The organism is Streptococcus sinensis, from assembly GCF_000767835.1.
In the GTDB taxonomy this organism is placed as follows: Bacteria; Bacillota; Bacilli; order Lactobacillales; family Streptococcaceae; genus Streptococcus; species Streptococcus sinensis.
In genome coordinates this window covers 39,036-53,460 of sequence record NZ_JPEN01000012.1, presented here as the reverse complement: position 1 = coordinate 53,460, position 14,425 = coordinate 39,036, and the positions used below count along the sequence as shown (strand labels likewise).

The 14,425-nt window shown below is 41.6% G+C and carries 13 protein-coding genes; 4 read left to right on the top strand and 9 right to left on the bottom strand.

Features of this window, described 5'->3' with window-relative positions; translation table 11 throughout:
* Window positions 1-7: 7 nt before the first annotated feature.
* The 7 genes from holA to SSIN_RS00405 form a co-directional block, all read right to left on the bottom strand.
* Entirely contained in the window at window positions 8-1,045 is a 1,038-nt protein-coding gene (gene holA / locus SSIN_RS00435) for a DNA polymerase III subunit delta (protein ID WP_037614475.1), read from the bottom strand.
* Between the two features lie 332 nt (window positions 1,046-1,377).
* On the bottom strand, window positions 1,378-2,352 hold the full coding sequence (locus tag SSIN_RS00430; RefSeq protein ID WP_037614474.1) for a DUF805 domain-containing protein: 975 nt from the start codon (window positions 2,350-2,352) through the stop codon (window positions 1,378-1,380).
* A 161-nt stretch (window positions 2,353-2,513) separates the two neighbouring features.
* Window positions 2,514-3,326, bottom strand: a complete 813-nt coding sequence (locus tag SSIN_RS10835) for a DUF6630 family protein (RefSeq protein ID WP_037614472.1) — start codon at window positions 3,324-3,326, stop codon at window positions 2,514-2,516.
* A 316-nt stretch (window positions 3,327-3,642) separates the two neighbouring features.
* Window positions 3,643-5,883: a DNA internalization-related competence protein ComEC/Rec2 gene (locus SSIN_RS00420; protein ID WP_037614469.1), complete on the bottom strand. Its 2,241-nt coding sequence runs from the start codon at window positions 5,881-5,883 to the stop codon at window positions 3,643-3,645.
* Window positions 5,864-6,559 carry a helix-hairpin-helix domain-containing protein gene (locus tag SSIN_RS00415; RefSeq protein ID WP_037614467.1) on the bottom strand — a complete coding sequence of 232 codons (696 nt, stop codon included), beginning with the start codon at window positions 6,557-6,559 and terminating at the stop codon, window positions 5,864-5,866. Before SSIN_RS00415 ends, SSIN_RS00420 begins: the two co-directional genes overlap by 20 nt.
* Before the next feature lie 146 nt (window positions 6,560-6,705).
* Complete coding sequence (locus SSIN_RS00410; RefSeq protein ID WP_037614501.1) at window positions 6,706-7,254, bottom strand: HXXEE domain-containing protein; 549 nt, start codon at window positions 7,252-7,254, stop codon at window positions 6,706-6,708.
* A 72-nt stretch (window positions 7,255-7,326) separates the two neighbouring features.
* Window positions 7,327-8,067 (bottom strand): lysophospholipid acyltransferase family protein, encoded by a 741-nt coding sequence (locus SSIN_RS00405; RefSeq protein ID WP_037614465.1) that lies wholly within the window; start codon window positions 8,065-8,067, stop codon window positions 7,327-7,329.
* Between the two features lie 159 nt (window positions 8,068-8,226).
* Between SSIN_RS00405 and SSIN_RS00400 the strand changes: the two genes are divergently transcribed.
* The 4 genes from SSIN_RS00400 to SSIN_RS00385 all read left to right on the top strand — a co-directional run bounded on the left by SSIN_RS00400 (window position 8,227) and on the right by SSIN_RS00385 (window position 12,820).
* The gene (locus SSIN_RS00400; RefSeq protein WP_037614463.1) at window positions 8,227-10,566 is read left to right on the top strand and encodes a cation-translocating P-type ATPase; all 2,340 of its coding nucleotides are present in this window, start codon (window positions 8,227-8,229) and stop codon (window positions 10,564-10,566) included.
* 133 nt (window positions 10,567-10,699) lie between these two features.
* Window positions 10,700-11,446 carry a tRNA1(Val) (adenine(37)-N6)-methyltransferase gene (locus SSIN_RS00395; protein WP_037614460.1) on the top strand — a complete coding sequence of 249 codons (747 nt, stop codon included), beginning with the start codon at window positions 10,700-10,702 and terminating at the stop codon, window positions 11,444-11,446.
* Entirely contained in the window at window positions 11,436-11,702 is a 267-nt protein-coding gene (locus tag SSIN_RS00390; RefSeq protein WP_037614458.1) for a GIY-YIG nuclease family protein, read from the top strand. Before SSIN_RS00395 ends, SSIN_RS00390 begins: the two co-directional genes overlap by 11 nt.
* A 371-nt stretch (window positions 11,703-12,073) precedes the next feature.
* Window positions 12,074-12,820 carry a DeoR/GlpR family DNA-binding transcription regulator gene (locus SSIN_RS00385; RefSeq protein ID WP_037614457.1) on the top strand — a complete coding sequence of 249 codons (747 nt, stop codon included), beginning with the start codon at window positions 12,074-12,076 and terminating at the stop codon, window positions 12,818-12,820.
* 349 nt (window positions 12,821-13,169) lie between these two features.
* Here the strand turns inward: SSIN_RS00385 and SSIN_RS00380 are convergent, their stop codons facing one another.
* Window positions 13,170-13,445 carry an HU family DNA-binding protein gene (locus SSIN_RS00380; protein WP_037614456.1) on the bottom strand — a complete coding sequence of 92 codons (276 nt, stop codon included), beginning with the start codon at window positions 13,443-13,445 and terminating at the stop codon, window positions 13,170-13,172.
* A 112-nt stretch (window positions 13,446-13,557) separates the two neighbouring features.
* A complete protein-coding gene (locus SSIN_RS00375) occupies window positions 13,558-14,391 on the bottom strand; it encodes a DegV family protein (RefSeq protein WP_037614455.1) in 834 nt (277 codons plus the stop codon).
* Window positions 14,392-14,425 lie beyond the last annotated feature (34 nt).

The window sequence follows — 14,425 nt, the reverse complement described above, 5'->3', positions numbered from 1 at the left end:
TGGACTTTCAGAAGTTTTCTGTTGCAATTTTCAATAAAGCAAGATCAAAAAGATAGTCCTTATCATAGAGCCCAGACTTAATCTGATAATCGGTTTCAATTAAGCAGGCCAAGGTCTTTTTCAAAAAACTGAGATTAAGCCCACGCGCATCTCTGAGCGCAAACTTGACTTGGAAGGGATTAATCTTGCGGCCTAGATAGTCTGATAAATCCGACACGACTTGGCTCTCGGAACGGCCATTGTCCGCCAAAATCTTAACCTGAGTAAACATCCGAAATTGGCCTAGCATGATGGCAATCAACTTGATCTCATCCTCACCCTGCAGAGTCAAGTCTCGCACCAGACTCCTCGCTGCATCAATTTGTTTCTGTAAAATCAACTGGGTCAAATCAAAAATGTTGTCCTGCAAGGTTTTGGGAATAGCCTCAGCGATGTCCTCTAAGCTGACTTGTCCCGACTCCTTATAAGACTTCAGAAAAGCCAAGTTTTTACTGATTTCGCTGAAATGAAAGCCTGATTTGATGAGCAAGTGGTCAAAAGCCTTCGGAGCGAAGTCCAGACCTTCAAGCTGCGCCTGTTTGGCAAAATACTGGCGTAAATCTGCTTCCTTGATTTCAGCTGCTTCAAAGATCTGTCCGTCTCGCTTGAGCATCTTGACGATACGACGCTTACTATCCAGTTTCCCTTCTGCAAAAATCACCAATCTAGTTGTGCTGCTTGGATTTTCCAAATACTGCTCAAAGGATTTGAGCTCATCATCCGATAAATTGCGCTTTTTTGCTGTCGTTAAATCCACAAATTGATCTAAAATAATAATCTTTTCATCTGCAAAAAAGGGTAGGCTGACTAAATCTAGCTCCACATTTTGATAAGCTGCCTCCTTCATATCGAACAGGGTGACATTCAAATCCGCTGGATCGTATTGAATCTGCTTCAGAAACTCATCTTTTAACAGCTCAAATTGCCCTAAGTCGTCTCCTGTCAAAATTGTTAGACTCGGAAGATTGGCAGGAGTGATTTCTCTGATTTTTTCAATTGCTAACACATTGACACTCCCTTTTCATTTTTACTTGATTCTTTCTCATGTTTAAATTGTAACAAAAAACAGCAGGAAAGTCTGCTGTTTTTCACGATTCGACAAATAAAGCTAGAGTTTGCTACAGGAAAGTTTACGAACAACATTTATTCTTTCTCCAAAAGCAATCCCTTTAATCTAAAAATTGTCAGAGCAATACTATTGACACATTTTTACGGATATTTCATCTCCAAGCTAAAGTAGTCCAGTGGACTATTCTAGCAATCCGCCTCCGCATCAAGAGTTTTTTCCATAACAAATCGAGGCTAGGATAATCATATCCCAACCCCTTTGATTTTTTATTAGTTTTCTGATGTTTCCTCAGTTCCATTTTCATTTGAAACAGGCTCTTGCTGTTCTTGGAATGGGGATACGAATGATTGGTCTGGTGCAGATTCAACTGCTGCCTGAACTTCCTGTTCAACTGCTTGGCCAAATGGTTGATTTTGAATTGGCTGTTGTGGTTGATCAAACTGTTGATTTTCAACTGGTGCTTGCGGCTGACCAAATGGTTGTCCCTGGAATCCTGACTGACCAAACTGCTGGTTTTGAACCGGTTGTTGCGGTTGACCAAACTGTTGATTCTGAACTGGCGCTTGTGGCTGACCAATTTGCTGGCCTTGGAATCCCGGCTGACCAAACTGCTGGTTTTGAACCGGTTGTTGCGGTTGACCAAACTGTTGATTCTGAACTGGCGCTTGTGGCTGACCAAATTGCTGGCCTTGGAATCCTGACTGACCAAACTGCTGGTTTTGCGGTTGACCAAATTGCTGACCTTGGAATCCTTGTTGACCATAAGGAGCCCCATTAACTGGCTGAGCTGGTTTGCTAGCTTGGCAAAGGAGAACGATCATGGCAATACCACATGGTAAGCTGACTAAAGCAGCTAGGATATTCAACACTGGAATGAAGGAAGCTATTGATGGTCCTACAGTGAGAAAAATAAATGCCCAATGGAAACCAGCATCACGAAGACGACGAACAGTGATAGCAAGATTAGGAACGATAGTTGCAAATCCATAGATAGCAAGCAAGAACATTATGAACGCAGCAAAACCAGCGCCAGCCATAGCTCCAGAAAAATCTGGTTCATAATCGTATAGCCCTGCATAATAAACTTCACTAAAAAGCGGAATGAGAAAACCAAAAAGGGCAATCAACGAAAATGGTAGGGTAATTAAAAAATTACATAGGACAACCCACCAGAAATCAGAACGGCTTGAACGACCACTAAAATCAGCATATTGAACCCAGAACTTTTTATACGCAGCAAACATAACATTCTCCTTTATAATTTTTATAACTTATATAATAGCACAGTTACATAAATAAATCAATACAACGGTCAATTTTGTCGGCCAAACGAATGAGACACTGTTCATGAAAGCTTCATTGAAAAAGTGTTTATCAAGTGGTTTATTCTGCAAATTAGAATTTTTCACATCTCTTCAGCAGCGGCTATACGATGCAAAATTATTCTCGCTAATTCTTTTACTCTACTAAAATTTTCTTTACTAAGGATAATCAATACATAGCTGTCACTGCCCATATCCATTGCTGCTAAAATATGATCTTCCCATAAAGAATTAGTCACTTTGCTCCATCTCGGAATATCTTCATTCACGTCAAGTATGTCTTCATTTATTTCAAGTTTCAAACCTAAACTCAATGTTTTTACTGCTTGAACAAAAATATCCTTTCTACCTTTCCAGTCTAATTCAACCGCCTTTCCCAGTCTTAACAGTTCTTCATAAAGTTCTTCCCATGCAATTTCGATATCTTCCATATTTTCTGGCTTTACTCTCTTAAGAAAGCTTTGAGCATACTTAGAATCTCCTATCAGCAGTTCTGATAATTCAGTAAAAGAAGCCTTAATCTTCTCATTGTCATTTCCCAAAACTTCTGTATATGTTTTTTCGTCCGGAAGAGCTGATCTTTTCACGAAAGTTCTCATGATCTGCACTGCATCGCCATAGCTTAAGTCAAAAATAGCATATTTTTTACCATTGATTTCCATATATAAATTCAGAACTTCTTCGCTTTTACCGACGACTGCCTTCATAGATGTACAGCCATTTATAGCATGTGGGGGATATATCTCGGTATACATAATATATCCATCCTGCATAGCCTTTAGCGAATTATCAATTCCCACAATGTGAAAACCGCTACTATTATATATAGGGCTTTTCATGTGCCATTCTTCGTATGTATTAAAGATTATTTTCTGAATCCAATTATAAATATTCACAATACTGTCTCTAAATTCTAATTTTATTCTCCAAACTTATATGATATTATACCATATTTTAGCTTCTATCACTAAAATTCAGATACAGCTTAATATCACTTAATCTCCAAATTCTAGATCAAAAATGAGTCGAACCTAACCTATATAGATCCGAACATGCCGTTTTTAAATGTAAAGCTAACTAGCTTCTCGTTATTGACGGCTCTTTTCTCGTTTATTGTATCCCATAAGAAACTGGTAAAACTCACAGTTGCACAGCTTAACGAAATAAGAGAAGACAATTGATAACACTTTGATAAGTTAGTATTCTTATTTTCTAACGCACTGTCTTAATCTGCCAAGAATCCCAGCCACTGAAGCGAATGGCTCCTTGCTCATCTGTTCGGAAAATCTGTGTCTGAATGTTCTCAAATCTGTCCAAAGTTTCCTGATGGGGATGGTTGTAACGGTTATTCTTACCCGCAGAAATGAGGGCAATTTGGGGCTGAAGCTGATGTAAAAATTCTGGGCTAGAGGAGCCCTTAGAACCGTGGTGTCCTGCTTTTAAAACATCCACCTTGAGTTGCGGAAAACGTCGCATCAAGGTAGCTTCGCCATTCTCCTCTAAGTCTCCTGTAAACAAAAAGCTGGTTCCAAAAAACTTCCCGTACAAAACGACAGAGTCATCATTGCTACCGTCGCCCGTATCCTCAGGATAGAGAACCTGCAAAGCTCCATCAAAAATTGGAAGGCTATCTCCTACTTCTACCGCATGGACTCTCGTCTGCATCCGCTCCAGTTTCTCCACAAAATCCGACTGGGTCAAACTTCCCTTAGATACATAAATTTCCTTTATAGAAAAATGCTTGGCTACTTCCAGCATATCGCCCATGTGATCCGTATCGGTGTGGGTCAAAACCAGCACATCCAAGTGACTCACTCCCCGACTTTTCAGATAGGGAATCAAGGTCTTTTCTGCATTTGTCGAAGAAATCCGCTTCTGCCAAGCTTCTTTCTTGCCAATCTCCACTCGGCCACCCACATCAATCAGAATAGATTTCCCCCGCCAGTCGCGCAAGAAAATACTATCTCCCTGCCCAATATCGATGATGGTGATTTCATTTTGCAAAGGATGCTTAGTGAGGAAAAAGAGCAGAGCAAGAGCCAAGCTGAGAAGGACCAAAACTTTCTTTTGGCTGCGAAAATCATAGAGCAAGCCAAGAGTGACAAGCAGGCCTAGCATCATCCAGATAGATGGCTGGCCAAAAACCACTGGCCGTGAGGAAATAGACGCCGTCCAACGAATCAACTCTTCCAGCAGTTCAAATAAGACATTGACCTGAGTGATTTTCAAAAAAGGCGACAGAGCAAAGATAAGGGTCAGAGCCGGAAGCATAAAAAGATCAAAAACGACTGAGAATAGAAAGGTCAGCAGAATAGACCAAGGCTGAAACTCGGAAAAATAGAAAATCAGAATCGGCAAAATCCCCAGTGAAATGGTCAGACTTTCTGCCAACACCTTTCGCACGGGAGGTAAATGTTCAAAATCCATGACCGAGATGACAAAAGCATAGGCACAGGAAAGAACGCCACCCGTCGTCAAGAGAAAATTGGGCATGAAAATAGCTAAGAGCATAATCGTCAAAGCAAAGTTGTCCAGCTTGGTCACACCGAACTGCGAGAGCAACTTTTGCACTAAACTCCTCACGACCGATACCGAAAAGCCCGTCAAACCCGCATAGATGAAGGAAAAAGGCAGCTGAATCCAATCGACGGTTTCCCTTTTTAAACCAGATCTCAGGAGAATCCGGCGAAAACCATCCATGAAATAGCCGACCTGCATGCCAGATAGGGCAAAGAGATGGATAATCCCCAGACTGGAATAAAGTTCATTCATCTCAGCAAAATCTGTGTCCAAGTCACCAAACAAGAGTCCAGTCATATAGTGGCTCATGGGACTAGGAAAGTTTTCTTTGATATAAACCAAGGCTTTTCTACGCCAGACCGACAGCCAATCCCAAGGATTAAGACTGCTAAAATGCTGACTGGACTTGATTTGATTGATCTTCAAAATCCTGTAAACCCCCTGCGTTTTCAGATAAGCCCGATAGTCAAAGCCTGAAAAATTACGCTGGTCTTCTGCTAAACTAAGCTCTCCATCAATCTCCAAAAGCAGTTGATCGCTCAGCTTTTGAAAAGCTTGTTTTTCCTGTTCTGACTGGATTTTATAAAAAGCCTGATAGGTTCGACCATTGGAATGACCGCGAAAAGAAAGCGAATCCCCATTGACTTTGATCGTATCTGGCTTCATCACAATGGCAGAAATGGTTTTCGGCTCATCTTGAAAGGCTTGATTAGCCACTTCTCTCCGAAATAGGAAAAATCCTGCAAAAAGACTCAAGATCACCAAAACAAGCAGACTACTCTTCGTCGAATAAAGCCAAAATAGCCGAACAAGGATAGCTGCCAAACCTAGATAAGCTGGTAGACTACCTGTATAAACTGCAAAGTAGGTCAACACCAGAAAAAGACAAAAATAGATTGGTTTGATGGGAAATTTATTTATCCACTGTGACATAGTCTTTTAACTTTTCTAAGGTTTTAGCACCGATTCCTGAGACATTTTTCAGCTCATCTACTGACTTAAATTGGCCATTGGCTTCCCGATAAGCGATGATGTCTTGCGCTTTCTTTTGACCGATGCCTGAAACTGTCTGAAGTTCAGCTTCGGTCGCCGTATTGAGATTGACCAAGCCAGACTTCCCTTTTGCCGTTTCTCCATTTCCAGCGGGCGTCTGACTAGCTTGTGTCACATCTGCCCCTTCCTCACCGACTCTAGCTACATAAACAACCGCCTCATCTGTTAATTTTTGAGCTTGGTTGATGGATTTTGACTCGGCATCTGGCAGTAGACCACCTGCTTTTTGTAAGGCATCATGCACACGCGCTCCTGCCCGCAACTGGTAAACTCCTGGATTTTTGACAGCTCCTTTGACATCAACGGTGAATTCTTCCTCAGATTCCTCTGAATCCATATCTCTTTCTGAGTTAATTTTTTCCTGAGTGGCACTTCTTTTTTCTGCATCGGTTTCAGATGAAGCTGATGTGACCACTTCATGAGCCAGTGCACTGACCTGATTCTGTGGCTGAGCATTGCCCTTCAGCAAGAAAAATCCAGCAAAGATGACTCCCAGCAAGGAAAGTCCAACAAAAATCTTGTATTCCTTTAATTTTTCAACTATTTCTTCAAGCATATTTTTCTCCTTTATCTTTTTATTCGTAAAAAATTCAAAAAATAAAACAAGCCGTGAAAATTTTCAGCTTGTCATATTTTAAAATCTTTATTTTGCAAGCAGTCGTATAGATAGAGAGCCCTCTGACGAAAATTGGAGCTGCAATATCAGTCTGCTTTACTTATCCTATATATCCAAGCTTCTAACTTTTGAGATCTGCTATGTAAAAAAGCCAAGTTTGCCAAAAGGAAAACCATTATAAACGCACTTAAAATCAGCAGCAGCGGCCAAGAAACTGACTGCTGACTTAGATAAAGGACGAAGACTAAGATGAATATAGGAAAAGTCGTCAAAGCTGTGAAGCCGCCCGGTACCCAGCGACGAAAGCGAAACACTTGCATGATATGGCCAAGAAGATGAAGGGTATGACAAAAGCCAATAGCCATAGTTAGCTCGGAAATGCGAAATAGAATCGCAAGCAACAAAAGGATAAAAGCCAGTAGAAATTCCTCTGCAATCATCAAAGCAATACTTTCAGCAGAAAGATAACTTCCTCTCCTAGCAATGAACATCTCCTTTTGATAGCCTTGATGGTCTTGATTCTGAGAAATCCAAGGCCGAATCAGGATAATCTCATCAAACTCGTGCAGCATAAACAATGATAAGGTTACAAAAGATAAAAAAGCAAGAGACATGGCATCCTCCTTATAAAATATACTAATATTATAGCTCAGTCTATTAAAAAAATCAGCTCCCAAGCAAGATTGCTCAGCAAGCTGATTAGTATCTTATTTTCTATGCTTATCTGGATCCCAGACAAAGCTTGCAAGGAAACTGAAAATGAAGGTCAGAATGCCAATCAAGGCTGCCGGAATAAAGGCTAGTGTTCGCAAAATTCGCCAGAAGATATTTGGTTTTTTGCCTGTCTGGTAAGGTGCCACTTCTGCATCCAAGCGGTCAAACTCCGCCTGAATCCGACGAGCCACCTCTTCCACTCCTTCATCGTTCATCTTTTTGATGTCAGAAATATCAATTGGATTGCCGAAGTTCATGTCCACGCGCTCCCCAGCTGCCAAGCCTTTAAGGCTCATCGGTCCAGCATAGACTACTGGCATGATACGGACCTTAGCCATTTTAGCAATCACTGCCACTCCTCCCTTGACATCCGTAGAATGGCGGCTGCCGCTCGGGAACATAATCAGGGAACGATTGCTCTTTTTCAGCATATTGACAGGGTACTTGATAGCTGACGGACCAGGATTTTCCCGGTCAATGGGAAAGGCGCCGCACATGCGAATCCACCAGCCGAACACTCGATTCTCAAAGAGTTCTTTCTTAGCCATAAAGACAAACTGCTTGGGCTTGGTCGCAAAAGCCATGTAAACTGGATCCCACCATGTCCGGTGAGGAGCTACCAAGATATAATTTTCATCTTGTGAAGGAATCTTTTCTTTATTGTGGTAATGCGCATTGCCATTTAAAGCCCAGAGGATAAAAATCACCAAGCCTCGCAAATAAGTATAAAACATAAACTCTCCTTCTTACAAACTGTGATTGTACATGAAATCAATTAGGTTCTCTTTCCCATTATACCTTATCGCTCCAGAGTCTGCAATATTTTTCCAAACTTTGCTTGTAGCAGCTGATTCTGATAGCTATTTCTATAAAAAAATGGTATCATTAATCTCATGAACAAGAAAGAATTAATTGGTTTAAACCAACCCCAAGTAGATGAAAAGATTTCGCAGGGCTTGACCAACGATTTTACAAGTGACACCAGTACTAGTAACTGGCAAATCGTTAAGCGGAATGTTTTCACCCTTTTTAATGCTCTTAACTTTGTGATAGCTCTGGCCTTGGTCTCTGTCCAAGCCTGGAGCAATCTGGTCTTCTTCGCCGTCATCAGCTTTAACGCCGTCACTGGTATTATCACGGAGCTACGAGCCAAACACATGATTGACAAGCTCAATCTAGTCAGCCGAGAGCTGGTCACAGTCATCCGCGACGGTCAGGAAGCCAAGATTCAGCCAGAACAAATTGTGCTGGGCGACCTGATCAAGCTGTCAGCTGGTGAGCAAATTCCCAGTGATGCCCGTGTGATAGAGGGGGTTGCCGAAGCCAATGAAGCCATGCTGACAGGGGAGAGTGACTTGGTTCTCAAGGAAGAAGGCGCCGAGCTGCTGTCCGGTAGCTTTCTGGCTAGTGGGCAGATCTATGCTAAGGTGCACCATGTCGGCGCAGACAACTATGCCAACAAGCTCATGACTGAGGCTAAAACCCTCAAACCGATCAACTCGCGCATTCTTTACAATCTTGGGAAAATTTCCCGCTTTACTGGAAAAATTATCATTCCTTTCGGATTGGCTCTCTTCTTTGAAGCCCTGATGATAAAGGGACTGCCTGTCAAAAACTCTGTCATTACCAGCTCGACAGCTCTTTTGGGTATGCTGCCAAAGGGAATCGCCCTGCTGACAGTCACATCACTCCTGACAGCTGTCATCAAGCTAGGTATGCGCAAGGTTCTTGTTCAGGAAATGTATTCTGTCGAAACTCTGGCTCGGGTGGATACTCTCTGTCTGGACAAGACCGGAACAATTACCCAAGGTAAGATGACTGTTGAAGCCTTGCATAGCCTATCGGATAAGTTTTCTGATGAGACCGTCAGTCAAATCTTAGCAGCCTATATCCAAACCAGCGAGGATAATAACCCAACTGCTCAGGCTATCCGCAAGGGCTACGGCCACCTGGAGCACACCTATACTAGCGACAATGTTATTCCATTTTCTAGTGACCGAAAATGGGGCGCTATGCATTTATCAAGTGTCGGAACCATCTTTCTGGGAGCGCCCGAAATGCTGCTGGACAGCAATCCTGCAGCGGTTGGAGAGGCTCAAAAACGCGGATCGCGGGTTTTGGTGCTGGCTCACAGCGACCAAGTGCTAGATAAACACAGTATCCAACTGCCTGAAGATATGACCGCTTTAGCTGTTCTGGAAATCACTGATCCTATTCGTGAGGGAGCGGCCGAGACACTGGACTACCTGCGCTCTCAGGATGTTGATCTGAAAATCATCTCTGGTGACAATCCAGTGACCGTTTCCCATATTGCGAGCCAGGCTGGATTTGCCAACTACGACAGCTACATCGACTGCTCTAAAATCAGCGATCAAGAACTGGTTGAGCAAGCAGAAGAAACTGCCATCTTCGGCCGTGTTTCTCCCCATCAGAAAAAACTGCTCATCCAGACTCTTAAGGCCGCCGGTCGGACAACAGCCATGACGGGAGATGGTGTTAATGATATTTTAGCCTTGCGTGAAGCGGACTGCTCCATCGTCATGGCTGAGGGCGACCCAGCAACCCGGCAGATTGCCAACCTGGTCCTTCTTAACTCCGACTTTAACGATGTCCCTGAGATTCTTTTTGAAGGTCGCCGAGTTGTTAACAACATCGGCCGGATTGCTCCGATTTTCTTCATCAAGACCATTTATTCTTTCATCCTGGCTATCATCTGTATCACCAGTATCCTGCTAGGAAAATCTGAATACCTCTTGATTTTCCCATTCATTCCGATTCAAATCACCTTGATTGACCAGTTTGTCGAAGGTTTCCCACCCTTTGTCCTCACCTTTGAGCGCAATATTAAGCCGGTTGAAAAGCACTTCCTCAAACGCTCCCTGCAGCTGGCTCTGCCAAGCTCCCTCATGATTGTCTTCAGCGTGCTATTTGTCCGCATCTGGGGCAGTAGCCATGGCTGGAGCGACATAGAAATGGCAACCCTGACCTATTACTTGCTAGGCAGCATCAGCTTCCTGTCAGTCATTAGGGCCTGTCTGCCACTCAACCTCTGGCGCAGTCTCCTCATTATTTTTTCTGTCTTTGGCTTCTATCTATCAGCCTTTGTCCTGCAGCACCTTTTGGAAATTGCGACGCTGACAGCCGCAACTTTGCCTGTCTATCTGATTCTCATGGTCGTTTTCGGACTTGTCTTTGTTGCCTGCACCATCAAGCAGAAATACAGATTTGATTAAGGGCTAGCTAAAAAAGAATTATCATTAAAGCTCATGTAAACATGCGAGAACCATCGCGTGTTTTTTATTTTGATTGTTCAAAAACTTCCCATATTCCTTTGGAATCCTTGCTAAATCATGCTATAATGTTGGTATGACAGAAGCAAAATTAAAAGACGGAGAAAGAGTTAATCAGCTCTTTTCCACTGATATTAAAATCATTCAAAATAGTGAGGTCTTCAGCTACTCGGTTGACAGCGTTCTGCTTTCTCGCTTTCCCAAACTTCCCAATCGGGGATTAATCGTCGATCTCTGTGCTGGAAATGGGGCAGTTGGCCTTTTTGCCAGTACTCGCACTAAGGCTCAAATTATAGCTGTAGAGATTCAGGAACGTTTGGCAGATATGGCTCAGCGCTCCATTGAACTGAATAACCTGAGTCAGCAGATGCAGGTTATCCATGATGATTTGAAAAACTTAGGCAGTTATATTACCGGTAGCTTGGTCGATATCATCCTCTGCAATCCGCCGTATTTCAAGGTAGATGAGCGTTCTAATCTCAATGGCAGTGAGCATTATCTTCTAGCTCGTCACGAAGTCGCTACCAACTTAGAAGAGATCTGTGCTATGGCCCAGCGGGTGCTCAAGTCTAACGGCCGTCTAGCTATGGTTCATCGGCCAGATCGCTTTTTAGATATTTTAGCAACCATGACAGCTCACAATTTAGCGCCAAAGCGCATTCAGTTTGTCTATCCAAAGCAGGGCAGGGAAGCCAATATGCTCTTAATTGAGGCTATCAAGGACGGATCGCAGGACGGACTGAAAGTCCTACCTCCCCTCTTTATTCATGAGCAGGATGGCAGCTATACACCAGAAATTCACGAGATTTACTATGGAAAATAAAGCCTATATGTATGTCCTAGAGTGCGGAGACGGCTCCCTCTACACAGGATATACCACCGATGTAGACGCACGGCTCAAAAAACATCAGTCCGGCAAGGGAGCCAAGTACACCCGCGCCCGATTGCCTGTTACTCTACTTTATCAGGAAGAACATCCCGACAAATCAGCAGCCATGTCAGCTGAAGCCCTCTTCAAACAGAAAACTCGACAAAAAAAATTAGCTTATATTATTAACAAACAAGGAAAGCATAAATAATTATTTAGAATGCTATCTTCGTCTACAACAATTACAATATGTAGTATTGTAAACAATATTTTTGTAACTTGCTAACTACACTTTAGAATAGTATAAACAAGTGTATAACGACATAGATATTTATATAAACTTCCGCTATTATAGCTAAACACCCCCTTCCTTTACAGGCAGGGGTTTTCGCTTCTCAAAACTTAGAAAATACTATAGAAGAATAGTCTTAACAAAACCGAATCCATGTTCGAAATAAACAAACTAAAACATAAATACTCTTTTTTGTTAAAAAACTTTCATATTATTTTGTTTATATTTTAAAAGTATAGTATAATAAAATAAAGATTAACAGAAAACATGAGAAGGAAAGGAGCAGGTCTATGAAGGAAAGTCGACATAGAATTATTCTGCAAGAACTTGATCAAACAGGAGTTGTTTCTGTCAAGAATCTTAAAGAATTGCTGAATGTCACAGATATGACGATTCGACGCGATCTGATTGATTTGGAGAAACAAGGGTTACTGACTCGGGTCCATGGAGGTGCTCATAAAAAAGTTAAAGACGGGTTCAATGAAGTTCCCCACACGGATAAAATCATGCTGAACATTGAGGAAAAGCAGATAATTGCCCAGAAGTGTGCCAATTTAATCGCCGATGGAGATACGGTTTTTATTGGCTCCGGAACGACAACGGCTCTTATCGGGGACTATCTTGATGGGAAAAATGTTAATATCGTTACGAATTCTCTACCAATTTTTGATAAATTAAAAGATAATCCACATTTTGATATTATTTTAATTGGCGGGCGTTATCGTATGAAGACTCAAACTTTCGTCGGCCAATTTGCAGTTGAACTTTTAAAAGAAATTAAGGTTTCCAAAGCTTTTGTTGGGGTCAATGGCATTGACGGACATAACGTTACTACTGCTAATGAGGAAGAAGGAAGCGCAGATGCGATTATTTTAAACAATGCGATTGAACGATACATTGTAGCCGACAATAGTAAATTTGATAGTTATTCTTTTTATACATTTTATCGTTTAGACCATATCAATGCGATTGTCACAGATGATAAAATTTCCCCGAAAGTTAAGAACAAATATCAGACCTACACAGAAATTTTGTAATCAAAGTCATTAATCTAAAGCTGAGACGATTTTCAAAATAGAAAGTCGTCTTTTTCTATTGCCCCAAATACAGTTAATGATTGACTTAACTATCAGATCAGCTATTTACAATATTTTCACTGTACTATGGGCTCAAACAATCTCTCGGCTTATTTTGATGTCTCCCTACTTATGAAAGTTTTATTTTTAAACCTAGAATAATCCTAGCTAACGTCCATCATCAGCCTAGAAACTGCATTTGAAAAAATGATTTCCTTTGGGTTTTAAAGCAATACGAGCTAGATAGACAGAGCTTTGAAAAAAGAAAAAAGCCCATCAATTAAATGATGAACTTGATTAATCGCTAAGATTATTTTACAGCATCCTTAAGTGCTTTACCTGCTTTGAAAGCTGGAACTTTAGAAGCTGGGATGATGATTTCTTCTTTGGTTTGTGGGTTGCGACCTTTGCGTTCTGCACGTTCGCGAACTTCGAAGTTACCAAAGCCAATCAATTGAACTTTTTCACCAGCTGCAAGGAATTCAGTAACTGCTGCAAATACAGCGTCAACTGCTGCTGCTGAATCTTTCTTTGTCAATTCTGTAGCTTCTGCTACTTTTGCAATCAAATCTTGTTTGTTAGCCATTTAACAAATCCTCCAAATTTTTTATGGGCTTATCACCCTAACAAGTATTATCATATCTAAAAAATGCCCTTAGGTCAAGTCTTAAACAGTTTTTTTCCAAATTAATGTTGATTTATTCGTAGCGAACCAATATTGCCCAAGCATTTTCCCCCGTATGCGTCTGAATGATCGAGCCTGTTTCCAAAACAGAAATCGTTTTCTTCACATAAGGCTGTAAACTTGCTTTCATTTCATTGGCTAATTCAGGGCTCCCTGAGTAAGAAATACCAATTTCAGCTACCTCCTTAGTCCTCAAGACATCAATTAAATCATCCAGCCATTTTTTAAAAGTTTTAGCTCCTCGTCCCTTTACCATTGGTTGCAAGCCATGATTTTTCATCTGCATTACGACACGAATATTAAGGAGAGAACTAATTAAACCTGTAACGCGACCAATTCGTCCTCCCTTGACAAGGTTTTCTAAGGTAGAAACACCTATGTAGAGTTCCGTTTTGTCCTTAATTTCTGCTATTTTTTGTAAAATTTCCTCTAAGCTTGCACCAGCTTGAGCCATTTTAGCAGCTGCAACGACCTGGAACTTCATAGCTTGGTCAGTAAAAGAACTATCAATAACAGTGACATCAGCATTGGCCAATGTCGCACCTTGCCGTGCGGCTTCAACCGTTCCTGAAAGGGCATGGGACATGTGGATAGAAATAATCCGAGCATCTTCTTCAGCAAGAGCCTCAAAAACTTCTGCAAAAACTCCAACGGGAGGTTGGCTGGTCTTTGGTAGATTTTTACTGGTTTGCATGAGACGCAGAAACTCCCCTTCTTTCAGGTTTGTATCTGAATAAACCACGCCATCGACCATTACAGTCAACGGAACAATTGTTAGGTCCAATTCTTTCACAAGCTCTGGTTCAATCGTAATAGATGAATCAGTTACAATTTTGATTTTTGCCATAATTCCTACTCTAATCTTTACTTTATCTTACTAT